The organism is Halolamina sp. CBA1230, from assembly GCF_002025255.2.
Classification (GTDB): Archaea; Halobacteriota; Halobacteria; order Halobacteriales; family Haloferacaceae; genus Halolamina.
In genome coordinates this window covers 66,129-90,959 of record NZ_CP054587.1, presented here as the reverse complement: position 1 = coordinate 90,959, position 24,831 = coordinate 66,129, and the positions used below count along the sequence as shown (strand labels likewise).

At 67.9% G+C, this 24,831-nt stretch carries 29 protein-coding genes; 13 read left to right on the top strand and 16 right to left on the bottom strand.

The genetic code is table 11. The annotated features are described in order from the left end of the window. The first annotated feature begins 179 nt into the window (after positions 1 to 179). Together B4589_RS00490 and B4589_RS00485 are read left to right on the top strand one after the other, a co-directional pair. A complete protein-coding gene (locus B4589_RS00490; protein WP_143414242.1) occupies positions 180 to 620 on the top strand; it encodes a hypothetical protein in 441 nt (146 codons plus the stop codon). Then, positions 617 to 1,525, top strand: coding sequence for a hypothetical protein (locus B4589_RS00485; protein ID WP_079232413.1), 909 nt, complete (start codon positions 617 to 619; stop codon positions 1,523 to 1,525). Before B4589_RS00490 ends, B4589_RS00485 begins: the two co-directional genes overlap by 4 nt. Before the next feature lie 20 nt (positions 1,526 to 1,545). Here the strand turns inward: B4589_RS00485 and B4589_RS00480 are convergent, their stop codons facing one another. From B4589_RS00480 to B4589_RS00465, 4 genes are all read right to left on the bottom strand, one after another. Beyond that, complete coding sequence (locus B4589_RS00480) at positions 1,546 to 2,130, bottom strand: hypothetical protein (RefSeq protein ID WP_079232412.1); 585 nt, start codon at positions 2,128 to 2,130, stop codon at positions 1,546 to 1,548. 18 nt (positions 2,131 to 2,148) lie between these two features. Beyond that, the gene (locus B4589_RS00475) at positions 2,149 to 3,825 is read right to left on the bottom strand and encodes a b(o/a)3-type cytochrome-c oxidase subunit 1 (protein ID WP_079235128.1); all 1,677 of its coding nucleotides are present in this window, start codon (positions 3,823 to 3,825) and stop codon (positions 2,149 to 2,151) included. An 80-nt stretch (positions 3,826 to 3,905) separates the two neighbouring features. Further along, positions 3,906 to 4,427 carry a cytochrome c oxidase subunit II gene (locus tag B4589_RS00470; protein WP_079232411.1) on the bottom strand — a complete coding sequence of 174 codons (522 nt, stop codon included), beginning with the start codon at positions 4,425 to 4,427 and terminating at the stop codon, positions 3,906 to 3,908. Positions 4,428 to 4,430: 3 nt separating this feature from the next. After that, positions 4,431 to 5,630, bottom strand: coding sequence for a halocyanin domain-containing protein (locus B4589_RS00465; RefSeq protein ID WP_079232410.1), 1,200 nt, complete (start codon positions 5,628 to 5,630; stop codon positions 4,431 to 4,433). Positions 5,631 to 5,729: 99 nt separating this feature from the next. Here B4589_RS00465 and B4589_RS00460 point away from each other — a divergent pair, with 99 nt between their 5' ends. The 3 genes from B4589_RS00460 to B4589_RS00450 are packed head-to-tail and all read left to right on the top strand — an operon-like array spanning position 5,730 to position 9,074. Continuing rightward, a complete protein-coding gene (locus tag B4589_RS00460; protein WP_079232409.1) occupies positions 5,730 to 5,924 on the top strand; it encodes a hypothetical protein in 195 nt (64 codons plus the stop codon). Between the two features lie 46 nt (positions 5,925 to 5,970). Beyond that, positions 5,971 to 8,409 (top strand): cation-translocating P-type ATPase, encoded by a 2,439-nt coding sequence (locus B4589_RS00455; protein WP_079232408.1) that lies wholly within the window; start codon positions 5,971 to 5,973, stop codon positions 8,407 to 8,409. Further along, the gene (locus B4589_RS00450; RefSeq protein ID WP_143414240.1) at positions 8,406 to 9,074 is read left to right on the top strand and encodes a hypothetical protein; all 669 of its coding nucleotides are present in this window, start codon (positions 8,406 to 8,408) and stop codon (positions 9,072 to 9,074) included. Before B4589_RS00455 ends, B4589_RS00450 begins: the two co-directional genes overlap by 4 nt. Here the strand turns inward: B4589_RS00450 and B4589_RS00445 are convergent. Together B4589_RS00445 and B4589_RS00440 are read right to left on the bottom strand one after the other, a co-directional pair. After that, positions 9,059 to 9,340 carry a hypothetical protein gene (locus B4589_RS00445; RefSeq protein ID WP_079232406.1) on the bottom strand — a complete coding sequence of 94 codons (282 nt, stop codon included), beginning with the start codon at positions 9,338 to 9,340 and terminating at the stop codon, positions 9,059 to 9,061. The two genes, B4589_RS00450 and B4589_RS00445, sit on opposite strands and share 16 nt — an antisense overlap. 42 nt (positions 9,341 to 9,382) lie before the next feature. Then, the gene (locus B4589_RS00440; protein WP_079232405.1) at positions 9,383 to 10,564 is read right to left on the bottom strand and encodes an ABC transporter permease; all 1,182 of its coding nucleotides are present in this window, start codon (positions 10,562 to 10,564) and stop codon (positions 9,383 to 9,385) included. A gap of 131 nt (positions 10,565 to 10,695) precedes the next feature. On the opposite strand from B4589_RS00440, the gene B4589_RS00435 reads away from it, so the two are divergent. Then, positions 10,696 to 11,679: an ABC transporter permease gene (locus tag B4589_RS00435; protein ID WP_079232404.1), complete on the top strand. Its 984-nt coding sequence runs from the start codon at positions 10,696 to 10,698 to the stop codon at positions 11,677 to 11,679. Here the strand turns inward: B4589_RS00435 and B4589_RS00430 are convergent. Beyond that, entirely contained in the window at positions 11,676 to 12,863 is a 1,188-nt protein-coding gene (locus B4589_RS00430) for an ABC transporter permease (protein ID WP_079232403.1), read from the bottom strand. The genes B4589_RS00435 and B4589_RS00430 overlap by 4 nt on opposite strands. 146 nt (positions 12,864 to 13,009) lie before the next feature. Here B4589_RS00430 and B4589_RS00425 point away from each other — a divergent pair, with 146 nt between their 5' ends. After that, positions 13,010 to 13,984 carry an ABC transporter permease subunit gene (locus B4589_RS00425; protein ID WP_079232402.1) on the top strand — a complete coding sequence of 325 codons (975 nt, stop codon included), beginning with the start codon at positions 13,010 to 13,012 and terminating at the stop codon, positions 13,982 to 13,984. Here the strand turns inward: B4589_RS00425 and B4589_RS00420 are convergent, their stop codons facing one another. Next, on the bottom strand, positions 13,985 to 15,091 hold the full coding sequence (locus tag B4589_RS00420) for a PrsW family intramembrane metalloprotease (RefSeq protein ID WP_079232401.1): 1,107 nt from the start codon (positions 15,089 to 15,091) through the stop codon (positions 13,985 to 13,987). 100 nt (positions 15,092 to 15,191) lie between these two features. On the opposite strand from B4589_RS00420, the gene dph5 reads away from it, so the two are divergent. The 3 genes from dph5 to B4589_RS00405 all read left to right on the top strand — a co-directional run bounded on the left by dph5 (position 15,192) and on the right by B4589_RS00405 (position 17,063). Beyond that, a complete protein-coding gene (gene dph5 / locus B4589_RS00415) occupies positions 15,192 to 15,998 on the top strand; it encodes a diphthine synthase (protein WP_079232400.1) in 807 nt (268 codons plus the stop codon). 97 nt (positions 15,999 to 16,095) lie between these two features. After that, positions 16,096 to 16,620: a sugar-specific transcriptional regulator TrmB gene (locus B4589_RS00410; protein WP_079232399.1), complete on the top strand. Its 525-nt coding sequence runs from the start codon at positions 16,096 to 16,098 to the stop codon at positions 16,618 to 16,620. Positions 16,621 to 16,628: 8 nt separating this feature from the next. Beyond that, on the top strand, positions 16,629 to 17,063 hold the full coding sequence (locus B4589_RS00405; RefSeq protein WP_079232398.1) for a hypothetical protein: 435 nt from the start codon (positions 16,629 to 16,631) through the stop codon (positions 17,061 to 17,063). A gap of 1 nt (position 17,064) precedes the next feature. On the opposite strand, the gene artA is transcribed toward B4589_RS00405, so the two are convergent. Continuing rightward, positions 17,065 to 18,117: an archaeosortase A gene (gene artA / locus B4589_RS00400; RefSeq protein ID WP_079232397.1), complete on the bottom strand. Its 1,053-nt coding sequence runs from the start codon at positions 18,115 to 18,117 to the stop codon at positions 17,065 to 17,067. A gap of 142 nt (positions 18,118 to 18,259) precedes the next feature. Beyond that, complete coding sequence (locus tag B4589_RS00395; protein WP_255246108.1) at positions 18,260 to 20,563, bottom strand: BGTF surface domain-containing protein; 2,304 nt, start codon at positions 20,561 to 20,563, stop codon at positions 18,260 to 18,262. Positions 20,564 to 21,495: 932 nt separating this feature from the next. Between B4589_RS00395 and B4589_RS18085 the strand changes: the two genes are divergently transcribed. Beyond that, a complete protein-coding gene (locus tag B4589_RS18085; RefSeq protein ID WP_255246107.1) occupies positions 21,496 to 21,627 on the top strand; it encodes a hypothetical protein in 132 nt (43 codons plus the stop codon). A 4-nt stretch (positions 21,628 to 21,631) separates the two neighbouring features. Here the strand turns inward: B4589_RS18085 and B4589_RS00390 are convergent, their stop codons facing one another. The 4 genes from B4589_RS00390 to B4589_RS00375 all read right to left on the bottom strand — a co-directional run bounded on the left by B4589_RS00390 (position 21,632) and on the right by B4589_RS00375 (position 23,083). Continuing rightward, positions 21,632 to 22,039, bottom strand: coding sequence for a PIN domain-containing protein (locus tag B4589_RS00390; protein WP_079232395.1), 408 nt, complete (start codon positions 22,037 to 22,039; stop codon positions 21,632 to 21,634). After that, positions 22,020 to 22,379: a helix-turn-helix domain-containing protein gene (locus B4589_RS00385; RefSeq protein ID WP_079232394.1), complete on the bottom strand. Its 360-nt coding sequence runs from the start codon at positions 22,377 to 22,379 to the stop codon at positions 22,020 to 22,022. Before B4589_RS00385 ends, B4589_RS00390 begins: the two co-directional genes overlap by 20 nt. A 73-nt stretch (positions 22,380 to 22,452) precedes the next feature. Further along, the gene (locus B4589_RS00380) at positions 22,453 to 22,752 is read right to left on the bottom strand and encodes a type II toxin-antitoxin system RelE/ParE family toxin (RefSeq protein ID WP_079235127.1); all 300 of its coding nucleotides are present in this window, start codon (positions 22,750 to 22,752) and stop codon (positions 22,453 to 22,455) included. Between the two features lie 7 nt (positions 22,753 to 22,759). Further along, positions 22,760 to 23,083 carry a ribbon-helix-helix protein, CopG family gene (locus tag B4589_RS00375; protein WP_079232393.1) on the bottom strand — a complete coding sequence of 108 codons (324 nt, stop codon included), beginning with the start codon at positions 23,081 to 23,083 and terminating at the stop codon, positions 22,760 to 22,762. A 106-nt stretch (positions 23,084 to 23,189) separates the two neighbouring features. On the opposite strand from B4589_RS00375, the gene B4589_RS00370 reads away from it, so the two are divergent. Beyond that, a complete protein-coding gene (locus B4589_RS00370) occupies positions 23,190 to 23,531 on the top strand; it encodes a helix-turn-helix transcriptional regulator (protein ID WP_079232392.1) in 342 nt (113 codons plus the stop codon). 160 nt (positions 23,532 to 23,691) lie between these two features. Further along, the gene (locus B4589_RS18470) at positions 23,692 to 23,769 is read left to right on the top strand and encodes a hypothetical protein (RefSeq protein ID WP_394353854.1); all 78 of its coding nucleotides are present in this window, start codon (positions 23,692 to 23,694) and stop codon (positions 23,767 to 23,769) included. 258 nt (positions 23,770 to 24,027) lie between these two features. Here B4589_RS18470 and B4589_RS00360 read toward each other — a convergent pair whose 3' ends face one another. Together B4589_RS00360 and B4589_RS00355 are read right to left on the bottom strand one after the other, a co-directional pair. Further along, on the bottom strand, positions 24,028 to 24,516 hold the full coding sequence (locus B4589_RS00360) for a hypothetical protein (protein WP_079232391.1): 489 nt from the start codon (positions 24,514 to 24,516) through the stop codon (positions 24,028 to 24,030). Continuing rightward, the gene (locus B4589_RS00355; RefSeq protein ID WP_079232390.1) at positions 24,516 to 24,809 is read right to left on the bottom strand and encodes a UPF0175 family protein; all 294 of its coding nucleotides are present in this window, start codon (positions 24,807 to 24,809) and stop codon (positions 24,516 to 24,518) included. The genes B4589_RS00360 and B4589_RS00355 overlap by 1 nt, the downstream gene beginning before the upstream one ends. Between the last annotated feature and the right edge of the window lie 22 nt (positions 24,810 to 24,831).

The following is a 24,831-nucleotide window of genomic DNA, read 5'->3' as shown; positions in this document are numbered from 1 at the left end:
TACTGAACGAGAGGTAGCCGTCTGAGGATAGTTATGTATAAATAACCGTCGTTATTCAGTATCTTACGTCCCGGTTAGTCGACTCATTGTTACAGGCGGTGTCGTTAGTCAGTTGACTTGTCGTTCGACCGGCCGGCGGCCAGAGCGTGGTCACGGAGCGGTCGGCAGTGGCAACCACCATGCCACCGACACGAGCGAGGAAAGCGTTCGCGGTTCTCTTCGCGCTACTGATGGTCACGTCCGTCGGCGTGACCACGGTCGCGCTCGGAGCGGGGACCGTCGAAGCACAGACGAGTCAGGACGTACAGTATCGAGTGAACGCAGGCGGATCGACGGTCATGGCCGTCGATGGCGGCCCCGACTGGACACCACCGGGATCGACGAGCGGCGTCTCGGTGAGCGGGAGCGACCAGAGCTACGACACGGGCGACTCGATCACGCTCGACGGGTCGGCCCCGTCCGGCACGCCCGCGGACGTGTTCCAGACCGAACGCTACGGCGACCAGCAGCCCGGTTCCGCCACGGTCGAACTGACGCCCGACACCGGCACCGAGGCCAGCACCTACACTGGCGGATCGTTCACGGTCGAGAACACCGGCGAGCAGCAGATACGTCGGTGAGCTTCGACCTCTCGTCGTCGGCGATGCCCGACGTGGTGTTCGATCCCGAAGGGACCGCTGGCGACTCGGCCGCGAAGGGGCTGAACATCGACTCCCAGACCGGTGACGGCGTCGGTGTCGTCAGCACCGACGACGCCGACGTGTTCAGCCAGCCCCACAACGGCGTGAACGGCTCGGACGGGTACGACGTGTTGACGATCGAGTTCACCGACTTCGAGCCCGGCGCCGCGGAGATCGTCGACGTCGAACTCCACGGCGATCCGCCCGCCGAGACGTCCCAGGTGGAGATCGGCTCCGAGGGGTCGGCGGCGACGATGATCGTGGCGATGGCGGACACCGCCGACTCCGGGAACGTCCGGATCGCGACCGTCACGCTTCGCGGTGAGGCGGCGGGGTCGGCCGACCTCGATCTGACGGTGACCGCACTCGGCGACGAGCAGGGGCACAGCTACACGACGACCGCTCAGGGGACGGAGGTGACCGTCCTCGAAGCCGAGAGTTCGACCGACACCGGCGACGACGGGACGCCCACCGCGGCGCCCGACGGCGGTCAACAGAGCGGCGGCGACGGCGGCCAACAGAGCGGCAGCAACGACGACGGCGCGACTAGCGGGGACAGCGACGGGGACGCCGTCGAGACAACGGACGGCGACGGGAACACTGCTGACGAGAGTACCGTCGACGAGGAAAGTACCGGGACGGACGCCGCCGCCGATACGGCGCGGCAGGGTTCGACCCCGGCGGCGACCAGCGCGTCCACGGAGCGGCCGACCACCTCCGCAGGGACGACGGTTCGAGCCGAGGGCCCGGGCATCGAGACGGCGACCACTGCGCCCGGGTTCGGCGTCGGCGCCGCGCTTCTCGCGCTGATCGCGGTCGTTCTCGCGCTCCGGCGCGGGAACTGACGCCCCGCCCCGCTTTTTTCTTAGCCGACCACCGGCGGCCGCTCCACGGCCACGAACCCCTCGAACACGGTCTCCCCGCCACGCAGCGCCACACACTCCACGGACTCGGGCATCGCACCCTGCTCGAACTCCCACGCGGCGGTCATCATCCCCGACCCGCCGGGGTCGATCGGCCCCGTGCTCGACACGCCGTCGACGGCCGAGTCGTCGCGCAGCCGCAGCCGGCGGGTCCGGAGTTCGACCGTCGCGTCGGTGTCGTTCTCGACGTCGACGCCGAACACGTACGTCCGGCCGTCATCGGACTGCCGGACTTCGGAGGTCGTGACGGTCTCCGACGCCGCCGTCCCCGGGAGGAGTTCGTCGTCGACACCGACCGCGTCGGCGTGGTCCGTCGCCGTGTCGGTCCCGTCGTCGGTCGCGGCCGCCTCGTTCTCGCCGCCGCCGAGCAGTTCGTCGCCGATGATGTTACCGAACGTCAGCGCCTCGACGACGACCGGGACGCCGAACGCCAGCAGCGCGATCCAACGGATCAGCCGCCGGCGGTCGATCTCGTCGTCCTCGGCTGCGGCAGGTGGTCCGTCGGTGTCGGCCGGTGAGTCAGTCATAGAGGGGACGGGAGAGGGCTACTCCGGGAACGGTGCGCTCCCGGGGAAGTGGATCCCGTCGGCGACCATGTCGTACAGCGGGACGCCGTAGGCAAGCAGCACCAGCGCGACCGCGATGGCGGTCCAGAGCACGAGGTTGTCGAGCACGCGCGGTGACTCCTCGGCCCCGGAGAGCGGCTCGGGGATCGAGCCGTTGACCCGGAGCTGGCTGTCGGGTTTCCCGAGCGCCCACGTCCCGAACATCACCGCAAGGAACATCACCGCGCCGAGGAACAGCAGCGTCCCGCCGATCGCGATCTGGATCCGCATCTCGCCGACCGTCCCGACGACGGCGTCGAAGCTGACCTGCTCGTACTGCGGTTCGGCGGTGCGCCGCGGGATCCCCGCGAGGCCGCCGCGGTGCATCGCGTTCGACATCAGCACCATGCCGACGAACCAGACGAACGGCTGGATCGCCGCCAGCCCGCGGAACTGGAGGCGTTTGCCCGTGAGCTGCGGGATCAGCCAGTAGGAGATCGCCATCAGCGTCAGCGCGTACGCCGTCCCGACGGTGAGGTGGAAGTGGCCCGGCACCCAGATGGTGTTGTGGATGAGGTAGTTGATGTTCATCCCGGCGTTGATCATCCCCGAGAACCCGCCGGCGGCGAACATGATCCCCGCGAGTGCGACGCCGGAGAACTCCGGGCGCTCCCACGGGAGATTCGTCAGCCAGGCGAGCCGACCGCCCGCGCCCTGCTGTCGCGCGCCGTGTTCCATGCTCGCGACGACGGTGAACAGCGTCAGTAACGACGGCAACAGCAGGAAGAACGTGTTCGTCATCGCCACCAGCTTGTACCCCGAGGCGATCCCGGGGTCGGTGTACTGGTGGTGGAACCCCACCGGCGTCGACAGCAGCAGGAAGAGGACGAACGTCACCCGCGCGAGCGGGTCGCTGAACAGCCGGCCGCCCGAGAGCTTCGGGAGCACGGTGTACCAGACGAGGTACGCCGGCAGCAGCCAGAAGTACACCACGGGGTGGCCGAAGTACCAGAACAGCGTCCGGGTCAGCAGCGGGTCGACCTGACTGATCAGGCCGAGCGACCACGGGATCAGGAACACGACGACCTCGATCGCCACGCCCAGCGAGCAGAGGTACCACATCAGCATCGTCGTCAGCACCATGAAGGACTGCAGCGGGATGCGCGCGTCCGGGTTCGACTCGCGCCACTCGCGGTACTGGAGGAACCAGTCGAGCCCCGCGCCCCACGAGCCGACGATCAGCAGCGCGGCGCCGATGTAGAACAGCGGATGCGCCTCCAGCGGCGCGTAGAAGGTGTACAGCACGTCCGCGCTCGCCGGGATCCAGTCGAACAGGCCGGCGAGGATCGTCGCCGCGGCGAGCACGGTGCCGATCGTCATCGTCCACAGCCAGCCCTGCGTCAGCCGCTCGTTCGTCGGTGCGACGCCCAAGCTCCGCGTGTTCGCCCAGTGGAACAGGCCGGCGATGCCGAACGTGGTGAACACCAGCCCCAGCAGCACCCCGTGGCCGGTCAGGATCGTGTAGTAGTCCGCCGAGGGGATGATCCGCAGCGTGTTCGTGCGGTGGAGCGCCTGAATCAGGCCGAACAGCGCGCCGACGCCGAACGCCGCAAAGGCGATCCAGAGACAGATCCGGGCGGTCCGGGCCGCCGCGGGGTACCGATCGACGAACGCCAGCCGTCGGCGCGTCCCGTCGTCGGTCTCCACGTACTCCTGCTCCGTTTCGAACCCGGTTTCGCTGCCGTGTTCAGTCGCCATCAGCTGTCACCCCCGTCGAACTGCGACTCCTCGACGACGACGACCTGTCCCTCCATCGTGTGGTGGCCGTCGCCGCAGTACTCGTGGCAGACGATGCCGTGCTCGCCGGGTTCGTCGAACGTGACGGTGAACTCCGCGATCTGGCCGGGGATCACCATCGAGTTCACGTTCGTGCCCGCGAGGTTGAACCCGTGTGTCACGTCGGGCGAGGTGACGTGGAACGTCACCGGTTCGCCCGCGGGCACCTCGATCGCCTCGGAGGTGCCGGGCTGGAACAGGTACTGCCGGGCGACGACGTACACCTCGACCCCGTCGTCGGTGTCGTACACGCCCGGCTCGCGGAAGTTGTCCACTTGGTCGTAGTTCCCGTCGGCGATCACCGACGGTTCGACCGTGCCGCCGCTGTCGTCGACCATCGCCACCCCGGGGCCGACCGCGCCGTAGACGATGGTCCCGATGAACGCCACGATCAGGACGAGCGATGCGCCGAACCAGAGTCTCTCGAATCGATGTACGTGCATGAGTTACCCCGTGATCGTCGGCCCGCCGATGAACTCGACGAAGTACATGAACACCCACAGCAGCGCGATCAGGACGAAGTAGCCCGTGACGAGCGCGGCCGTCCCGACCGGATCGTACCCGTCGTCGATCTCCTCGACCGGCTCGGTTCCGACGGCCTCCGTGGCCTGTTCGCCGACGTAGCTCCGCTCGGCCCGTTCGTGCTCGCGGTAGGCGGCGTAGGACTCGGCACCGAGCACCATCGACACCGCGAGCCCGCCGCCGCCGCCCATCAGCAGCGCCAGCCAGCCGACGAAGTCCGAAGGCATCGGGAGCAGGCTGCCGCCGGCTTCCTCTCCACCGCCCTCGGTTTCCTCGCCGCCGTCCCCGCCACCGCCGCTCACGTCCCCGACGACGATGGCGCCCTTCATCCCGAGTGACTGGTGGGGCGTGCAGACGTAGCGGTAGACGCCCTCCTCCTCGAACGTGTGGCTGAACGTGTGCCCCCCTTCCGAGGAGAGGTCGGACTCGAACGATCCGTCCTGTGCGACGACGTTGTGCGACCCGCCGCGGCCGGTCCACTCCCAGACGACCGTCGTCCCCGGGTCGATCCGGACCGCCGCCGGGCCGAACCCGTACGGCTGTCCGCCGTTGTCGACGCCGACCTCGACGGTCACCTCCGAGCTTCCGCGCTCGTCGACGGTCTCGTCGTAGTTGGAAACGCCGTCGAACCAGCCGCCGTAGTCGGGCTCGGAGACGCCGCCGCCGGAGCCGACGACGACGGCCGCCTTCATCCCGAGTGACTGGTGGGGGGTGCAGACGTACCTGAACGTCCCCTCCTCCTCGAACGTGTGGCTGAACGTGTGTCCCTCCTCCGAGGACATCTCCGACTCGAAGGCGCCGTTCTCTGCGACGACGTTGTGCGATCCACCCCGCCCGGTCCACTCCCAGACGACCGTCGTCCCCGGGTCGACCCTGACCGCCGCCGGGCCGAACCCGTACGGCTGCCCGCCGTTGTCGACGCCGACCTCGACGGTCACCTCCGACTCGCCGGTGCGGTCCGCGACGCCGTCGTAGTTCGAGACGCCGTCGAACCAGCCGTCGAACGACGACTGGGCCGCCGCGGGGCCGGCCGCGCCGAGCAGCGCGCCGGTCGCCGCCGCGCCGCCGGCGGCGAGGAGCCGTCGCCGTGTCGGCCGTGGTTGGCTGTCCGCGTTCGGTGCCATAGGGGGGTCTTACGCCCCGACTGATTAACCCGGCCCGCCAGTTCCCACGGCGTAGGAATCGGCGGAGCGCCCTACGTGGATCACACCGTACAGCGAGGTATGTCCGTATCCGCACGGAAGCTGATCGCCATCGCGCTCGCAGCGATCGTCCCGGTGTGGCTGTACGCTCTGGGCGTCAGCGGCGGTGTCGGCGTCGCGCTGGCGTCGACCACCTGCGTGCTGCTGATCGTCGCCGGGCTGTACATGATGTTCGGCCCCCACGACGAGGACGAGACCGCTGTGGGCGGCGTCTGAGCATGGCCGGAGTTGGGTCGTCGACCCGGCAGGAGGTGTTCCCGCCATGAGCGACGACTGCACGCTCTGTGGGCTCGCGACGCCGGACCCCCCGGTGACGGCCGACGCCGTCGACGGCGTGTTCTGCTGTCGGGGCTGTCTCGAAGTCGCCCGGAGCCTCGACGATCCGACGACAGCCGACGCTGAGACGGCCCGCGACGCGGTTCGAGGGGACGACGCGTCCGTTCCCGACGACGCCGAGACCGCGTACCTCCAGGTCGACGGGATGCACTGCGCCAGCTGTGAGGCGTTCCTCGAACGCCGCGCGACCGGGACCGACGGCGTCGCCGCGGCGGACGCGAACTTCCCGGCCGACGCGATGCGGGTCCAGTACGACCCCGACGCGACCGGCCCCGAATCGATCGCCGAGGCTGTCTCGGGCGTCGGCTACACGGCCGCGCCGTCGACCGAGGAGCGGACCGACGACGGCACGGTCGGGCGCCTGCTCGTCGGCGGCTTCTTCGGGATGATGGCGATGCTGTGGTACGTCCTGTTTCTCTACCCTGTCTACTTCGGGCTGCCACCGGAGGCGCTGCTGTTCGATCTGCGCGACGGCGCCGGGCGATTTCTGCTCGCCAACGTCTGGCTCTCGGCGACGGTCGTGCTCGGCTACACCGGCGCGCCGCTGCTCCGGGGCGCCTACGTCGCCGTCCGAACGCGCCAGCCCAACATGGACCTACTCGTCACCCTCGCCGCGACGACCGCCTACCTGTACAGCGGGCTGGCGGTGTTCACGGGGCGGATCGAGGTGTACTTCGACGTGACCATCGTCGTCGTGCTCGCGGTCACGGTCGGGAGCTACTACGAGGAGCGGATCAAGCAGCAGGCGGTCGGCAAACTCACCGACCTCACGCGCGACCGCGTCGAGGAAGCCCGGATCCGCACGCTCGATGGGACCGATACCGTCCCCGTCGAGGCTGTCGAGGGCGGCGACGAACTGATCGTCCGCTCGGGCGAACGCGTCCCCGTCGACGGCGAGGTGCTGGAGGGAACCGCGGCGGTCGACGAGTCGCTCGTGACCGGCGAGTCCCTGCCCGTCCGACGCGGCGAGGGCGACGAACTCCGCGGCGGGACGGTCGTCTCGGACGGTCGGCTGGTGGTCCGCGCGGCCGACGGCGCCGAACGCACGCTCGACCGCGTGGTCTCGCTGCTCTGGGACGTGCGCGGGGAGGGCGCACCCCAGCGGCTTGCCGACGCGCTGGCGACGATCTTCGTCCCCGCGGTGCTCGTGCTCGGAACGCTCGCGTTCGTCGCCCACCTGCTGCTCGGTGCGTCCCCGACCGCGGCGCTGCTGACGGGGTTGACGGTGCTCGTGGTCTCCTGTCCCTGCGCGCTGGGGCTCGCGACGCCGCTGGCGATCGCGGCAGGCACGCGGTCGCTGCTCGAAGACGGCGTCGTGCTCACCGACGGGAGCGCCGTCGAGACGGCCCAGGAAGTCGATGTGGTCGCGCTCGACAAGACCGGCACGCTCACGACGGGCTCGATGGCGCTGCTGGACGTCGAGCGTGCCGACGGAACTGACCGCGGAGCACTTCTCGGCCGCGCGGCGGCAGTCGAAGCACGTTCGGACCACCCTGTCGCCGACGCGGTCGTCGACGCCGCGGACGAGATCGACACCAGGATCGGCCCCGACTCCACCGTCACCGAGTACGAGGCACACCCTGGTCGCGGTGTCTCGGGACGAGTGGCCGGGGAGTCGCGGGTGACCGTCGGCGACGAGTCGCTGTTCGCGGACGGCGAGATCCCCGCGGAACTGCGCGAGCGCTACGCCGACGCCGAGGCCTCGGGCCACCTCGCGGCGTACGTCGGCTGGGACGGCGCAGTCCGGGGCGTCATCGTCGCCGGTGACGACCCCCGGCCCGGCTGGCGCGAGGCGGTCGAGAAACTGAGCGACGACCGCCGCGTGGTCGTTCTCACGGGTGACGAGGGGCCCGCCGCCGACCGCTTCCGCGAGGTGCCGGGGATCGACGAGGTGTACGCCGGGCTCCCGCCCGCCGGGAAGACCGAGACGGTCCGCCGCCTCCGGAGCGAGGGGACCGTCGCGATGGTCGGCGACGGGAGCAACGACGCGCCCGCACTCGCCGCGGCGGATCTGGGGATCGCGGTCGCGTCGGGGACCGAGCTCGCCGCCGACGCGGCCGACGCGGTGCTGGTGGGTCGGGATCTCGCGGCCGTCGACCGCGCGCTCGCGACGCTCGCGGCCACGCGCCGGCGCGTCCGTGAGAACCTCGCGTGGGCGTTCTGCTACAACGCGGTCGCGGTGCCAGCCGCGGCGCTTGGGGTCATCACGCCGCTGATCGCCGCGGTCGCGATGGCGGCGTCGAGCCTGCTCGTCGTGGGGAACACGACGCGACCGCTCGGGTCCGAGGACGACCTCGATCCGTCGGCGACCGAGCGCACCGACCGTCGAAACGCCGCGGTCGCCGACGGGGGTGAACGGGAGTGAGCGTCGTAGCTGGGGTGCGTTCGCGGTCGATCCCCGGGCCGGTCCGGACTGCCGTGCTCGCGCTCGGTGCCCAGTCCGCGCTGGCGCTGGCCTACCTGCTCGCCACCGACGCGGGGCTGGCGGCGCCGTCGATGCTCGCGGTGCCGTTCATCTGGCTCACCGCCGCCGCGGTCGCGGTCCGGCACGCGGAACGGCCCGCAGTCGGCCGGGCGAGCCGCTGGCTCGGCAGAGGCGTCGGCATCCTGTACGCGCTCGCCCTCGCGTGGCTGATCGGCGTCGTCGGCCCCGCGATGGGTGGGGCCGGCGTCGATCTCGTCTTCCTGCCGCCAGGGTGGGGGCCAGTCGTGCGGTTCAGCGGCGCCGGGGTCGCGTTCACGCTCGTCCCGTACCGTGCGGTCGGCGTGCTCGCGCTGGCGTATCTGGTCTCGCTCGCGGCCCGGAACGTCCTCGAAGAAGGGCTCTCGGCGGGCGTCGGGGGGATCGTCGCGCTGGGGTCGTGTGCGGGCTGTGCGCTCCCGCTGCTCGGGAGCCTCGCGGGCGCGCTGGGCGGCGCGGGGGTGGGGCTCAGCGTCGGCGGCGGGACGTACCTGCTCGGGACGGCCGCGTACGTCCTGGCGGCGTGGCTCCTCGCCGCGCGGCCGCTCCGGCGCTACACCACGCGGTAGACGCCCGCGATCGACGTCTCCTCGACCGCGACGTCGACGATCTCGCCCTCCGCTACCCGGTTCTCGCTGAGCAGCGTCACCGGCTCGATCGGCTTCCGGCGGAGCATCGCCCACGCGAGTTCGAAGATCGACGGGTGGCCGCCGCGCCGACAGACGACGACGTGCCGGGAGTCGGCCAGCGACTCGAGTTCGGGGTCGAGATCGTGCTCGCCGAACTCTTCGGGCGCCACGGCGTGGATCACTTCGGCCTCGATCCGTTCGGTCACGGCCGTTCCAGGGGCCGGAGCGAAAAGGCGGTGTCGGAAGCGTCAGCCGCCACGCGGCTCCAGCGCCTCGACCATCGCGTCGCCGACGACCGTGAACGCGAACACCGTCACCGACAGCAGCAGCAGCGGCAGGCCGGCGAGCCACCACGCGGCGGGGAGCCCGACCGTGAACAGCGAGTTGTAGATCTGCTGGCCCCACGAGAAGTGGCTGGGGTCGCCCAGCGACGACGGCCCGGTCGTCACCGGGATCTGGATGAACGAGATCGTCGCCTCGATCAGGACGAACAGCGGGATCTGCAGGGTCACGTTCGACAGCACCGACGGGACAACGTTCGGCAGCAGGTGCCGGCCCACCAGCCGCCGATCGCCCACGCCGCCGATCTGGGCCGCGTGCACGTACTGTTCGTTCTGCTGCACCCTGATCTCGTCGCGGACCATCCGCGCGAGCCCGCCCCAGCTGACCAGCCCGAGCGCGCCGATCAGGAGGCGGAGCCGTCCCTCGACCAGCCAGTAGAACAGCACCAGGTAGATCAGGATCGCGGGCACCGACTGGAGCTGCTCGGCCAGCCACATCAGCGCCGTCTCGACGCGGCCGCCGACCGTGGCGGCAACGACGCCGACCCCGACGCCGGCGGGGACGATCAGCGCCGCGGCGCCGACCGCGACGCTCAGGCTCGTCCGCGTCCCCAGCACCAGCAGTACGAGCAGGTCCTTCCCGCCGATGGCGGTCGTCCCGAGCGGGTAGCGCCACGAGCCGTGACACCGACCGTCGACGACCGGACCGTGACACTGCGGAACGAACGTGGTGTCGATGCTCCCCCATATCGGCGGCTGGGAGGAGTAGAGGATGTTCACCTCCGGCTCGCTGACGAGGAACGGGCCGACCAGCCCGACGCCGACGAACAGGGTCAGGAAGCCCAGACACGCGACCGCGATGGGGTCGGTGCGGAACTGGTCCAAGTAGTGGGCGACCTGTTTCGGCGCGCCGAGCAGCGCCGCCAGTCCGAAGGAGCCGAACATGTACAGCCCTACGATCAGCAGCCAGTCGAGGCCGGTCATCGGGAACGGGAACCCCGCGACGTAGTCGTAACAGAACGCCGCGAGGACGGCCACGGCGCTGATCGGGAGCCAGCGGGGCAGCGCCGGCGCGGCCGCGTCCTCGTCGAACTCGGTCCAGTCGACCGTCGCGAAACGGCCGGCGTCGGGCGGGGAGGGCTCGCTCATAGCGGGGCTACGAGCAACAGTGGTGAGCAAAACCTAATAGCTTGTGACCATGTGTCACAGCCGAGCGATGCTCCGGACGGCTCCCCACCACGCGACCGCGACGCCCCCCAACCGACGGCGACCACCCGGCGATGCGTAGCCTCCTCGTGGCGCTGGCCGGCCGTCTCGCCCGGCTCGTGGTGACGCTGTGGCTCGTGTTCACGGGTGTGTTCGTCGCGCTCGCGTTCGTGCCGAACCCACACCGGCTACGGGTGGCCTACCGGCCGCGGCTGTTCGAGGCCATCTCGCGCCAGCCTCGGTTGGCCGCGCGATCGGAGCCGCTGTTCGCCCAGTACGTCGACTGGATCGGCCGCGTGCTCACGCTGGATCTCGGCCGGGTCGGGTTCGGGGAGCGGACCGTCGTCGTCACCGATATCGTCGCCGAGGCGGCAACGGTCACGCTGATCCACCTCGTCCCCGCGATGGTGATCGCAGTCGTGCTCGGGACGCTGGTCCAGCTGCTGGCCGTCGCCGTCGAGTACGGCGACGCGAGCGCGAAAACCAAGCTGCTCGGCGCGGCCGCCATCTCGGTGCCGGTGTTCCTGGTCGCGTACCTGCTGCAGGTGTACCTCCCGGTGCTGGTGATCGACGTCTCCGGCGAGATCGCCGACATGGGGTACGACGAGACGGCGGGGCCGTTCGCGCCGAAGAACCTCCGGGCGGCGGTCTGGCCGAGCCTGACGATGGGGCTGTACCTGTTCGCGATCCAGCTCCGGGTCGCCGGCACCGACCTCGAACAGTACGCCAACGAGCCGTTCGTCAAGACCGCCCGCGCGAAAGGGGTGGGGCTGCTGGGGATCTGCCGGCACGTGTTCCCCCACTCCGCCGCGCGGCTGCTGACGCTGCTCTCCTCGGAGATGCTCGGGGTCGTGCTCGTCGGCCTGTACGCGGTCGAGTGGGTCACCGAGACGCCCGGGTTCGGCACGCTCACCATCGACGCCGCCGGGAGCCGGATCCCCGGCCTGATCTTCGCCGTCGTGTTGCTGCCGGTGCTGGTCGTGACCGCGGTCAACGCGCTACAGGACGCCTACTACGAGGTGGTCGACCCGCGGGTGGAGACGACCCCCGGCAGCTAGTCGCTCCGTGGCTCCAGCGCGTCGACCATCGCGTCGCCGACGACGTTGAACGCGAACACCGTCAGGAACAGCATGGCGAGGGGGAACCCCGCAAGCCACCACGCCGCCGGCGCGCCGACCGTGAACAGCGAGTCGTAGATCTGCTCGCCCCACGAGTAGTTGGTCGGGTCGCCCAGCGTCGACGTGCCGCCCGCGAGCGAGATCTGGACGAACGACACCGACACCTCGACGAGCACGAACAGCGGTACCTGGAGCGTGACGTTCGTCAGCACCGACGGCGCGACGTTGGGGAGGAGGTGGCGCACGAGCAGCCGTCGGTCGCCGACACCGCCGAGGTGGGCGGCCTGGACGTACTGCTTGCTCCGGCGCACCCGGATCTCGTTCCTGACGAGCCTGGCCAGCCCGCCCCAGCTCACCAGGCCGAGCACCGCGATCAGCAGACGGAGCCGCCCCTCGACGATCCACCAGAACAGCAGGAAGTAGATCAGGATCGCGGGGAACGTCTGGAGCTGTTCGGCCAGCCACATCAGCGCCGTCTCCACGCGACCGCCGATCTCCGCCGCCGCCACGCCGACGCCGACGCCCGTCGGGACGACGATCGCCGCCGCGCCGAGGACGACGCTCAGGCTGGTCCGCGTCCCCAGGACGAGCAGCGTCACGACGTTCTTCCCCGCGATGGCGTTGGTGCCCAGCGGGAACGTCCACGTCCCCTGGCATCGCCCGTCGACGACGGGGCCGTAACATCGTGGGACGTAGATCGGGTCGATGCTCCCCCAGATCGGCGGCTGGGAGGAGTAGAGGATGTGGAGCCGCGGGTCGTTGAAGTAGAACGGGCCGACCAGCCCGACGGCGAGGAACAGCCCCAGATACGCCAGGCAGGCGACCGCGAGGCGGTCCTCGCGGAACCCCTCCCAGTACGTCCGGATCTGCTCGGGGTTCTCCATTACCGGCAGCACGACCAGCGAGCCGACGACGAACAGCCCCGCGATCAGCAGCCAGTCGAGGCCGGTGATCTCGACGGGGAGCCCCTCGGCCGTGAGGTAGTCGTAACAGAACGCGAGCAGGAGCACTGCCGCCGTCGCGGGCAGCCACGTCGGGGTGCCGACCGTTGCGTCGTCCGGATCGAACTCGTTCCAGTCGATCGTCTCGAACCGTCCGGTGTCGGTGGCGGACTCGTCGCTCATGTGGAGGGCATCGGCGTCACCGAGCCGACACGACTAATAGCTTGGGTGTTTCTGACACGGCACACGGATGTCCCGCCAGCGAGCAGCCCTCCACTCCCCGAGCGTACAGCGAGCGGTCACCACCAGGCGACAGCGCGACCGGCACGATGGGTAGCGCCGCCGCCCTGCTGCGCCGCGTCGGGCGTGGGGTGTTCTCGATGGTCGTCGCCTACACCGTCGCGTTCCTGGCGATGGCGTACACGAAGAACCCCCACACGCTGTCGCAAGCCTATCTCCCGCGGTCGTTCCGCTCCACGAACCCGGAGCTGCGGTTCGCCGCCCAGGCCGAGCCGTTGCTCTCCCAGTATCTGGACTGGGCGGTGCGGCTGCTCACGCTGGATCTGGGCAGCGTCGAGACCGGCGAGGGCGTGGTCAGCGTCACCGCGTTGCTGGTCGACTCGGTCACGATCACGCTGTTCTATCTCGTCCCGGCGACGGTCATCGCCGTCGTCGGCGGCACCCTGGTCCAGCTCCTCGCGGTCGCGATCGAGCGTGGCGACCTGACGCGGAAGACGACGCTGCTCGGGGCGGCGGCGGTCGCGACCCCGGTGTTCCTGTTCGCGTACCTGGTCCACATCTACCTCCCCATCGTCGTGTTCGAACTGGCCGACTCGATCGTGGAGCTGGGGTATGACACGTCGAAGGGGCTGTTCGCGCCCCAGAACCTCGGGGCGACGCTGTGGCCGTTCCTGACGATGACGTTCTACCTGTTCGCGATCCAGCTCCGGGCGGCCGGGACGGATCTGGAGCAGTACGCCAACGAGCCGTTCGTCAAGACCGCCCGCGCGAAAGGGGTTGGGCTGCTGGGGATCTGCCGGCACGTGTTCCCCCACTCCGCCGCACGACTGGCGACGCTTCTGTGTTCCGAGATGCTCGGGATCGTGCTCGTCGGCCTGTACGTCGTGGAGTGGGTCACCCGCACCCCCGGGTTCGGGACGCTCACGATCGACGCGGTCGGCAGCCGGGTGCCCGGCCTGATCTTCGGCGTGGTGTTGCTCCCGGTCGCGCTAGTGGTCACGGTGAACGTCCTGCAGGACGCCTACTACGAGTACGTCGACCCGCGGGTCAACCCCGTCGCGTAGTCACTGCTCGCGGTCGGCGTCCTCGTCCGCATCTTCCGCGGTCGAGCTCTCCGGCGCGTCCCAGACGGGACCGCGGTCGTCGACCGACACCTCGTCCGACTCGATACCGTCGGCCGTGGCAGCCGTCGACCCGTCGGCGGCGTCGTCGCTGTCGGCCTCCTCACCGACCGTGTCGGCGTAGTTGTCCCGGTAGCGCGCCAGCTTGCGGTAGAGCAGGTAGAAGAACGTGCCGTCGAAGGCGACGACGAAGACGAGATACCACCAGTTCGGCAGCGAGAACAGCGCGGGGACGTAGGTGACGGTCGTGTTGTAGGCGCCGTGGAGCAGCGCGGCGATCAGCAGCCCCTTCACCACGAGGGGGCCGCGGTGTTCGCGGTTGAACTTCGCGAGGCCGAGGTAGTAGCCCGCCCACGCCGAGTAGATGACGTGGCCCGGCCCCGCGAGCGCCCGCGAGGTGGCGGTGCCGAGCGCGGCGCCGATCGCCTGGCTCGCGCCGGCCTCCTGTGCGCGCAGGAACCCCTGGACGACGTAGAGGGTGTTCTCGATGGTCGCGAAGCCGAGACCGGCGACGGCGCCGTACACCGCGCCGTCGATCACGGCGTCGAACTCCGGCTGGCGGTAGGCGTGGAGCCGGACCGCGAGCCACTTCACCGCCTCCTCGACGGGCGCGACGACGATGAAGAAAAACAGCGCCATCCCGATCAGGGGGATCGACTGGAACCGGCCCTGCAGCAGCGTGTTCGCCGTCGCCGCGAAGCTGGCGAACAGTACCGAGAGCACGAACGTCACCGCCAGCGTGTCGATCGGCTCCTTCTCGACGACGTCCTGCCGCCAGACGAACGCGACGAACAGGAACGCCGGCACCGCCGACAGCAGGGCGACGGCGCCGAGTGTCGCCCGCTGGCTCGCCAGCCAGACCACTCCGCCCACCTGTGCGAGGAACACGACCGCCGCGAGCAGGACGACCGATATCCGGGCAGCGCCGGCGAGCGCGCTGTGGAGCTTGACCGCCGTCCGGTCGAGGACGGTCCGGGGCTCCCAGGTCGCGATATCGTACAGGTCGCGACCGTCCCCCGCGGACTCCTCGACGGGATCTGAGTTCGTCATGGCTGTGCCTGCACGCCCGAGCTACGTATTCCTTACCGCCGCGACACCCCCGATCGCGGTCGATGGACACCGCTTTGGGCCGGGCGCGCCGACTCCGGGTATGCTCACGTTCATCGGACTCGGACTGTACGACGAGCGCTCGATCACGGTCGCCGGGACCGAGGCGCTCGCCGACGCGGACCGGGCGTTCGCGGAGTTCTACACCAGCCGGCTCGTCGGCACGAGCGTCGCGGAGCTGGAAGCGTACCACGACACCGAGATCGAGGTGCGGGACCGCGCGGGCGTCGAGCGCGACCCCGAACCGATCCTCGACGCCGCCGCGGAGGAGGACGTCGCCTTTCTCACTGCGGGTGATACGATGATCTCGACCACGCACGTGGATCTGCGCCTGCGCGCCCACGAGCGTGGGATCGAGACGCGCGTGATCCACGGCGTCTCCGCCCAGTCGGCCGCCGCGGGGCTGACGGGACTCCAGAACTACCGCTTCGGGAAGGCGACGACGCTGCCGTTCCCGAGCGCCCACGGCGGCGGCGACGTCCCCGACAGCGTGATCGAGACGATCGAGGCGAACCGCGAACGCGACCTCCACACGCTGGTCTACCTGGACATCAAGGTCGACGACCCCACCGCGGACGCGGCCGGGCTGGGGGCGGACGAGCGGTTCATGACCGGCGATTTCGCGGCGAAACTGCTCGCGGCGAACTGGGCCGACGAGCTCGCGGTCGTCGTCGCCCGCGCGGGCAGCGACGAGCCGGTCGTGGCGGCGGACCGGCTCTCCGAGCTGGCCGATCGTGAGTTCGGCGGGCCGCTCCACCTGCTGGTGGTGCCCGCGGAACCGCACCACCTCGAAGCTGAGGCGCTGGCGTCGCTCGCGGGCGCGCCCGACGAACTCCTCGACGAAACCTGATCCGGCCGGTACTGCCGGGGAAAACCACCACGGGTGTCGCGTGCAGGAAATTATTCCGCGAAGAAAGAATTAACTCCGTACAGGGCCAGGTTCAGCTATGGCCGGGACAGACGGTGCCGATGGGCCACCGCCGTTCGACGAGCCGTTCACCGGCGACGACGTCGAACAGCGGGTCTACGGTACGATCCTGCAGACTCGTGAGCCGACGGCGGCGAGCGCGATCGCCGACGCCGCCGACTGTGACCCCAAAACCGCTCGCAAGTATCTGGAGTGGTTCGACGACCTGGGTATCGTCACTAGACACGACGGTCGTCCGGTCACCTACGAGCGAAACGATTCGTACTTCGAGTGGCGACGCATCAACCAGCTCGCAGCCGAGTACACCGTCGAGGAACTGCAGGCACGCGTTCGTGAGCTGACGACGCGCATCGACGAGTACGAGGCCACGTACGACGCCCGATCCCCGGCTGCAGTGGACGCGGTGGCCGCCGCCGAGGAGCGCCCTATCGACGACGTGTACGAAGACCTCGCGGACTGGGCGACTGCACGCGAGGAACGCGAGCGCTACGAACGTGCCCGTCAGCAACACGCCGGCGCCCAGCGCGACCGAACGTCCGGGTAGTTCGCTCGATGGCGCCACCGACAGACGACGGCGGGAGCCCGGCACCCATCGACCGTCCGGTCCTCGAGTTCGTCCAGACACGACTCCAGGCCACGAGACAGATCTCCGGGGCGACCGTCACGGACGCCAGCGGTCACCTGGTGCTGCAGGTCGACATGTCGCAGTCGTACTACCCGGACGCCGTCGACGACGCGCAGTTGACGGTTCGGTGGTACACGAACGACGACTTCAAAATCAACTATCGGGAGCGTCACACGGATCACGCCTGGGAGTGCCGATGGGATCGACACCCGAACCCGCACAACACGCGGAACCACTTCCACCCCCCGCCTGCCGCTTCGACGCCCGGCGAGGACACGTCGTGGCCGACTGACCATCGCGACGTCGTGGCGCTCGTGCTCGACGAGATCGAAGAACGGATCGCGACCCTCTGGAGCGACTGACTCAGTCGTCGCCGGACTCGGGGGGCTGCGTTCGGACCTGACTGCGCGGCAGGTCGAGCGTGTTCGAGAGGTCGTACTCGTCGCCAGTCACCATGAACAGCACGTCCTCGATGATCGTCAGGATCTCCGGGAGCTCACGCACCACGAGGTAGGTGACGCCGACCAGCGCGACCACCGCGAGCAGCTGGCTGATGATGCGGTCGGAGACGTACCACGAGACGCGGTACGGGTCCGAGCCGCCGAACATCGACAGCACCAGGTCGGGGTAGATCTGGAGCAGCTGCTCGCCGAAGGCGATGCCGATGAACGTCGTCCGGACGAGGTTCAGCCCGTAGATGATCGGGACGGCGACGCCCAGCGCGCGGAGCTTCCGGCCCAGCGGCGCCCGCACGGCGGCGATCAGCCCCGCGAAGATGGCGATGCTCCCCAGCCCCGTGCAGGCGAGCACGACCGAGAACTGGAGGATCTGCCCGTCGCTGGCGACGAACTCGTAGGTGTTCATGTACCCCTGTGGGCCCGCGATCAGTTCTGGGTTCGAGCCCAGCAGGCTCATGAAGAAGCCCGTCTGGGCGGCGACGACCTCGATCAGCAGCTCCCGCGGCGCGGGGATCCGGACCCCGGCGACGTCGACGGCGGGGATCGTCTCGAACGGGAGATAGATCAGCCCCATGATCGCCGTCGCGCGGGAGAGCAGGAACAGCGTGTCCCGGCCCGTCCAGAGCAGGTAGCCCGCGTAGAGGCAGGCGGGGACGGCGACCGCCGCGAGCACGCCCTCGACGTAGCTCTTGTGGACGAACGCGAAGTGGGGGAACAGCAGCAGCCAGAACAGCGCGAACAGCGCCCAGCCCGACGCCGAGGCGGCGCGGGCGTACGCCAGCTGCTCGCGCCCGGCGTCGACGGCGGCCGCAAGCGAGCCGTCGGCTGTGTCGCGGTCACGGCGCCGTGCGAGGATCTCGAGCGCCGCGCCGAGGCTGAACGCGCCGATGACCACCCACGCCAGCACGTCGGTGACGGAGAGCAGCCACGGCGGAACGGCGCCCGCGATACCGGCCATATCTGAGAAACACGACCCGCGGGTAAATCCCTTACCGTTGTGGGGGCACAGCCGCCGCTACTCGGTTGAGCGCTCGAAAGAAGTGGAAAACGGGAAGTCCGGCGTGAGCCGGTGGTTAGCTACTGGGAGTCGCGAGAGTCAGTTACTCTCGGCGACCGGCCAGCATGGCAGCGGCGAGCAGGGCGACCAGCGCGACAGCGACGCCGAAGCCGGGCGTCGTCGTCGTGGTGGTCTCCTCGTCAGGCTCGTCGGTGCCGTCGGACGGCGTAGCCGTGCCTTCGGACGGCGTGGCCGTGCCTTCGGACGGCGTACCCGTCTCAGTGCCTTCGGACGGCGTATCCGTGCCCTCCGTCGGCGTGTCGGTCGTCGGACTCTCGACGACCGAGCCGGCCATGTCCGTGGACGGGACTGCGCCGCGAGCGTTCACGTTGAACGTGTCGTCGACGCTCTGGTCGGAGAAGTCGAAGGTCACCGACCAGGTGCCGTCAGCCTGCACAGTCGCGTCAGCGTTCTTCACGAAGCGCGGCTGCGTGTCTTCAGTTGCGCTCACGCGGAAGCTGATCTCCGAACCGGGCGCGACAGTCGTCGTGCCCGAGATCGTCTGTTCGGAGGCAGCGCCGACCGTGATCGGATCCTCGTCGAACGTGATCTCGCGGTCAGCGAACGTGACCGTCGAGTTCACGGTCTCGTACTCGTCAGATTCGGGAGTCGCCTCACGGTCCATGCCGAGCAGGGCCGGATCCTGCACGGAGAAGACCGTAGTGTACTCCTCGCCGACCACTTCGTCGCCGCTGAACGTGTTGCCGTTACGCTGGAACTCGATGTGCTGCGTGTCCAGCGCGATGTAGTAGGTGTCGCTCTCAGCGTTGGCGATCACCGTAACGGAGCTGTCGTCCAGGCTGGACGTGTTGAGCGTCTTCGCTTCTCGGTTCGGAGCGGGGTTCTCCTGCTCCATCGTGAGGTTGTACGCACCAGTGTCGAGCCCGTCAAGGAAGCTCTCGGTCACGACACCGCTCTCCTCGACGCCGAAGGCGCCGCTGAGACCAGTCGCGTCAACCTCGTGAACCATCAGATCCTCCATGGCGATCTCCTGGCTCTCGGTCAGGGCATCGTCCTCGACCGCCGAGGAGATGGCATCGACCGAATCCAGAGTCGTCTCTTCGCTCGCCGTCCAGAGCGTCATCGAGTTCGTGGAGCGCTCCTGGAGGTAGATGGTGGCGACCGAGTCGTAGCTGTTGAGCACTTCAGAGTAGTCGTTACTCTGATCGCCCGCCATCGCGTACATGTCGTAGTCGCCGGTGTCGAGGAGGTCGTTGAGACCCTGCGGTTCCTCGAACTCGCCGTCCTCGGCGAACTCAGTGTCCTCGCCCAGCGTGACTACTTCGTTGTCGGGGGCCGTACCGGCCGTGTACGTGTTGAAGTAGAAGGTCACCTCACCGTCGTCGTCGTCGTCGAGGAGGGTGAAGTTACCCTGGTAACCCGTGTCGCCGAGGTCGCCGATGACGACACTCGCCGTGTTGGAAGCGCCTTGGAGTTCGACCGTCTGCTCGACGATGTCACCCTGCTCCTCCGTCACGGAGGTGTTGGTGAAGGTAGCAGCGCCTTCGCCAGTCTCGGTGACTTCGATCGAGTCTTCCGCGGTCGCACTCGTGTCAGCGACGGTGAAGTCGAACGAGTAGTTACCCGCTTCGTAGCCGGCGAACGTCACGTCGAACTCCTCACCGGCGTTAACGCCAGTGATCTCGACGCCGTCCTCCTCAGCGGGGTCAATATCGCTAGCGGACGGGAAGATGTCCTCGAGCTCCTCATCGTCGAACTCGTCCGAGGTCACGTAGACGGAGAAGGCTTCACCGCCACGGTTGTCGGACGTGAATTCGACGGTCGTGTTGGACTCGGCACCGAGGTTACCGACAGTGCTGTCGGTGAACTCCGCACCGAAGTCCATCTCGATGACCTCGAAGATGAGGTCGGCCTGGTCCGTACCGTCGTTCGTGATGTAGTAGCTACCCGTGCTGAGGTCGCTAGTGTCCACATTAACGACACCGGTAGTCTGGTTGATGCTCAGCGTCGACTCGGGTTCGTTGTCCCCGTCCGGCTGACCGCTTCGGAGGACGTAGTCGCCCTCGTTGCCGTTCTCCTCGTCGGAGTCGGCGTCGAAGACGACGGTCTCGCCAGCGAAGACGATGGAGTTGTTGCCGGTCTGGTCGTCGGAGACCACACCGTCGTAGTCAGATCCAGCGTTGAGTACGTCGAACTGGAACTGACCGTCGCTACCAGCGTCCTCGGCAGTGACAGTCAGGCTAGTGCCGGAGTTCGTGGAAGCTCCGGTAGTGTCGAGGGTTAGCTCGATGGTCAGGGTGCCTGCCTGGGCCGAGGACTCGGAGTTGTTGAGGTCGAACGTGTACTCGTCGTTCGCCGTGTCCAGGTTCGTGTCCTCAACAGTCACATTAGTGTTGTCCGTCGACGCAGTAGCCGAACTGACGTCAATCTCGTCCTGATAACCGCTCAGGTCCAGCGTGACGTTTTCGATTCCCTGGTTGTCGATTTCGAAGTCAACGGTTAGTTCCTGAGTGGTACTACTCTCGCCAATTGCGACATTGTCGGCCGACGTGGTCGACCATGTCGTAGCGGTTGCCGCAGCAGCGCCTCCGGACAGCGCGATGGTCCCCGCGAAGACGGAGAAAACCATCAGCGCAGCCAGAACGATGCTGCGGATCTTGTCTGAGTTGTCTGTCATTGTTGTGTTAGGGTTCTGCACCGCAACCGGCGGCCCCAATTTCCTCGCCGAACGGAACGGCGATACTCACTGTTGCCACCATGGGTAGGGGTATTCGAAACAAACGCACCTGATTATAAATGTCTTGTGGGTAGTCGAGTGGCGTGTTACACCATCACAACCCCGCTAACGGGCGCGAGAGCGATTCTGCGAGGTTTCTCCGTTAAGTATCTTCTGTGGGTCCACCCCCGGGGTTTATCCGTCAGTGGTGGGCCGTCGAGCGCGGCGTCGACGCAGCCCGCCGCTGGGGGTCGCGCGGGCACGCGGACGTTACCCCGCGACTGCGTCGACGGCTCGTGCGTCGCGATCGAGCGCCGACAGCGGGATCGCTGTCGCCGACTGCGTCGGGAGCGTGGTCCGGGGCCATGTCGAGTTCCACCGCGACGCACCGACACTTCGAGTCGTTCCCCCGATCGGCCAGCACTCTCCGGACGACCCGAGCCGAACGAGTACGCTTCGTCGCTGTACGCCTCCTCCCGTTGCTGGAGCTGTCCTATCCATCGACGTGGGGGGGTAAGGAGTACACTGCCGGAAGTTCGATCGACCGACCCCTTATGCGGAAACACGCCTAAACGAGAAGTATGGGAATCATTGCTGGGCGTATGGAACCGTTCATCCGTGGGAATGATCCCGACGACACGCGGGACGAGCCCCTCGGAACGCGGCTGCGCGGGCGGTTCGAGGACATCGACGTCGACTCCGTCGAGGTCCGGGAGATGCGGGGACCCGAGTAGCGTCTCACTCCTCGTCCCGTTTCGGGTTCCGAACCGTGAGGCCGTCGACCCGGGAGAACGCCCTGTCGTCGGTCACGAGATCCGCGCCGTGTGCGCGAGCCGTCCCGGCGATCAGGACATCGGGCGAGCCGACCGGGGCACCGACGTCCAGGAGATCGCTACGTATTTCGGCGGCCGCTTCGGCGACGTCGCTGTCGAACGCGGCCGACTGGAAGCCGCCGAGCGCCTGTCGTACGTCCGTCGCTGTTCGTTCGCTCCCTGATCGAAACGCGGGAACGAACGCCTCGAACCGGACGATATCCGGGACCAGTACGGTGTCCGTTGGCCCGAACTCGCGGAGGAACGCCGCCGTGTACTGCGCTCCGTTCAGGTAGTCGCTGACGAACGTGTTGTCAAGACAGATCGTCGCCATCCTCCCCCCACTCCGCTCTGGCTCGCTGCCGCTCCGCTCGCATCCCCTCCGGAACGTCCGTGTCGGCGAGCGCGCCGAACCCCTGCAGATAGGCGCTCTCACCGCTGTCGACCCGCCACCAGAGCACGACCTGGCCCGACTTGCGACGCTCGACCAGCCCGCGCTCGGCTAGCGTCGAGAGCCGACTCCGGGCGACCGCCCGCGAGCACCCCAGCGCGTCCACCACGTCAGTCGTGGTAATCGTCGGCCCGTCGACGGTGTCGAACACGCCCAGCACGTCCCCGACGGAAACCTCCGAGACGTACCGCCCCGCATCGTCGCGGGTTCTCTCGCTACTCATGGTGCGACGTTGTGCGTCCTCCGGCAAAAGCTCTCGCGTGCTAACGACGCTGTTCGAGAGCCCTGATCGCGCCTCACTCCTCGTCCCGCCACGATCCCCACACTTCGCGGTACCGACCGAGCTCGCGGTACTCGTTCTTCCGTTCGAAGGCGTCGATCGCGTACAGTACCTCGTCCTCCTTGTCCCAGTCGACCAGAACGCGGAAATCCCCCACGCGGAGCTTGTACCCCGGATGGCTCTTCAGTCGATCGAGAAAGTGGTCCGGGAACGTCGTGATCTCCTCCAACTTAGAGACGATTCGGTCGGCATCCTCCGACTCGTACTGTTCGAGAGAACTGACGAGCGTTTCGGTGAGAACGATGTCGTGTACCACCGTCGACTCACTCCTCGTCGACGTCATCGGACTGCGTCCGATTGGCAGACGAGAATCTTTGATTCTCGTCGATTCCCAGTCGCTCGCGGGCCTCAGCAGTGGACATCGTTCGCCCGGCGGCGACGTCCGCGTACCCCTCCGTGATCCCCTCCTCGGCACCCGACGTCAGCACCGGCTCGGCAGTGTCCCGCAGCACTTCGCGAACGAACTCCGAGCGGTTGGGGTACTCCAACTCCTCGGCGAGTTCGTCGAGTTCCGCCAGAAGTCGCTTCGGAACTTTCACGTTGAGCTTCACCATCTCGTCGTCGCCGTCCTCTGTCTCCGCGCTCATAGCGCGTGGTACGTGCAGGGTACGGAAAGGCGTGTCGCCGGGGTAACGACGCAGGTCATCTCCTACGTAGGAAACCGTCAAGTGGTTCGCGCCAGTACGCGTCTGTATGTCCAGCGACGAGTACGCCCGGGAGAGCGGCGGCGAGTTCAGCGAGTCCGTCAGCCGGCAAGAGATACTGCTCGTCTTCGACCGACTCGCCGACGAGGAGCCACTCACCACCGCGGAAGTCGCCGAGGAACTCCCAATCGGGCGACGGGCACTTCACGAACGACTCGAGAAGATGTACCGCGACGGCGATCTGGGGAAGAAGGACTTCGGCAACCGTGTGGTCTGGTGGGCCGAGGTCGCCCCGGAACTCGACCCGGAGCTGAAAGACGAACTCGACGCGACCGCTGACGAGGAGCGCTACCTCTCGATGGACGAGCTGGACGAGCAGCTCGACGAATGACGGAGGTAGTGATCTCCGAACGAGCGGCCGACTGGCTCGCCGACGCCGAACCGGACGTGCGCGAACGTATTACTGAAAAGCTTCGCTCGATCACCGACTTCCCGGACCACTACCCTCCGGATCGACCCTTTATCGACTCCGTGTCGGCGACTACCGGGTCATCATCGACTGGGACAAGGATGCGGACGTGTTGCGAGTCCGCCGTATCGACAAACGCGATCGCGTCTACGACCGGTAGCTGCTCCCAACACCGCCGATTGTCCCGCCCAAACCCTGCAGTTCCTTACGCGTCCAGCCGCTCCGCCAACCGAGCCAGCAGCTCCCAGACGACCCGCGCCGGCGAAAGCGAGCCGAACGAGTACGACTCGTAGCTGTACGCCTCCTCCCGTCGCCGGAACTGCCCCCACCCCTCGACGTTGGGGTTCGGCTCGGTATGCCAGGCGAAATACCCGCCGTGGCTGTCACAGTAGTTGGCAGGACCGTTTCGGAGGTCGTTTCACTCCCCGAGCTCTCGGAGTTTCCGCTGAACTTGCGCGTACACTTTCGGCTGTAGATTCATCCCTGCATCCACGAGGTCGTACAGGATATCCATCGCTTCCGAGGCAGTCACCACCCCGTCTTTCGTACAGCTGAGTAACACGGTTGTCACCCACCAACATTCGACGTCGTGGCTCCGGGCCACCGTGATGAGCCCCTTGTCGTTCGCGAGAAGCACCTCCTCCCCGTCGTCCGCCAGCAGGATCACGGACGCATCCGCAACCGCGATCCCCTCCAACGATGCGATCTCCTCGGCTTCGGGGGGCGTCTCATGAATCGGAACATCGTCGAGGAACGACCTGAGCGACGCAGTTCCTGGTTTTCCTTCCGTGAGAACTTCGTCTCTCACTGCCTCAGTAGTCCGTATCTCGTCGAAGGTCGCCGAAACGAGGTCGAGACGACCAACCCACGCGAGCGGGATCAACGCGGAGGAATCCACGACGACCATCAAATACGCCCGAGGTCACGTTCGAGTTCGTCAGTCGTGTATCCGGCGTCGATACCCTCCTCGGCGGCGAGGGTGAGCATCTCGACGTACGACACGTCGGCGATCTCTGCCGCACGACGGATGGTTATCTCGTGTTCTCGAAGTCGTTCGAGCGCCTGCTCCGTCCGCCAGTCCGCGAGTCCTTGCCGGATGAGACGACGAAGCACCTCCGACCGGTCCGCCGTCATCTCTGCTTCGAGTTCTGCCAACGCTTCCTCGTCGTCTTCGGGGATCCGAGTTGTGACCGTCTTCATCGTTACGAGAACCAACGTTACG

Coding starts and splice junctions, on each gene's coding strand:
- B4589_RS00490 (WP_143414242.1), top strand. CDS start 180: ATGCCACCGACACGAGCGAGGAAAGCGTTCGCGGTTCTCTTCGCGCTA.
- B4589_RS00480 (WP_079232412.1), bottom strand. CDS start 2,130: ATGACTGACTCACCGGCCGACACCGACGGACCACCTGCCGCAGCCGAG.
- B4589_RS00470 (WP_079232411.1), bottom strand. CDS start 4,427: ATGCACGTACATCGATTCGAGAGACTCTGGTTCGGCGCATCGCTCGTC.
- B4589_RS00465 (WP_079232410.1), bottom strand. CDS start 5,630: ATGGCACCGAACGCGGACAGCCAACCACGGCCGACACGGCGACGGCTC.
- B4589_RS00460 (WP_079232409.1), top strand. CDS start 5,730: ATGTCCGTATCCGCACGGAAGCTGATCGCCATCGCGCTCGCAGCGATC.
- B4589_RS00455 (WP_079232408.1), top strand. CDS start 5,971: ATGAGCGACGACTGCACGCTCTGTGGGCTCGCGACGCCGGACCCCCCG.
- B4589_RS00440 (WP_079232405.1), bottom strand. CDS start 10,564: ATGAGCGAGCCCTCCCCGCCCGACGCCGGCCGTTTCGCGACGGTCGAC.
- B4589_RS00435 (WP_079232404.1), top strand. CDS start 10,696: ATGCGTAGCCTCCTCGTGGCGCTGGCCGGCCGTCTCGCCCGGCTCGTG.
- B4589_RS00430 (WP_079232403.1), bottom strand. CDS start 12,863: ATGAGCGACGAGTCCGCCACCGACACCGGACGGTTCGAGACGATCGAC.
- B4589_RS00425 (WP_079232402.1), top strand. CDS start 13,010: ATGGGTAGCGCCGCCGCCCTGCTGCGCCGCGTCGGGCGTGGGGTGTTC.
- B4589_RS00420 (WP_079232401.1), bottom strand. CDS start 15,091: ATGACGAACTCAGATCCCGTCGAGGAGTCCGCGGGGGACGGTCGCGAC.
- dph5 (WP_079232400.1), top strand. CDS start 15,192: ATGCTCACGTTCATCGGACTCGGACTGTACGACGAGCGCTCGATCACG.
- B4589_RS00410 (WP_079232399.1), top strand. CDS start 16,096: ATGGCCGGGACAGACGGTGCCGATGGGCCACCGCCGTTCGACGAGCCG.
- B4589_RS00405 (WP_079232398.1), top strand. CDS start 16,629: ATGGCGCCACCGACAGACGACGGCGGGAGCCCGGCACCCATCGACCGT.
- artA (WP_079232397.1), bottom strand. CDS start 18,117: ATGGCCGGTATCGCGGGCGCCGTTCCGCCGTGGCTGCTCTCCGTCACC.
- B4589_RS18085 (WP_255246107.1), top strand. CDS start 21,496: ATGGAACCGTTCATCCGTGGGAATGATCCCGACGACACGCGGGACGAG.
- B4589_RS00390 (WP_079232395.1), bottom strand. CDS start 22,039: ATGGCGACGATCTGTCTTGACAACACGTTCGTCAGCGACTACCTGAAC.
- B4589_RS00385 (WP_079232394.1), bottom strand. CDS start 22,379: ATGAGTAGCGAGAGAACCCGCGACGATGCGGGGCGGTACGTCTCGGAG.
- B4589_RS00375 (WP_079232393.1), bottom strand. CDS start 23,083: ATGAGCGCGGAGACAGAGGACGGCGACGACGAGATGGTGAAGCTCAAC.
- B4589_RS00370 (WP_079232392.1), top strand. CDS start 23,190: ATGTCCAGCGACGAGTACGCCCGGGAGAGCGGCGGCGAGTTCAGCGAG.
- B4589_RS00360 (WP_079232391.1), bottom strand. CDS start 24,516: ATGGTCGTCGTGGATTCCTCCGCGTTGATCCCGCTCGCGTGGGTTGGT.
- B4589_RS00355 (WP_079232390.1), bottom strand. CDS start 24,809: ATGAAGACGGTCACAACTCGGATCCCCGAAGACGACGAGGAAGCGTTG.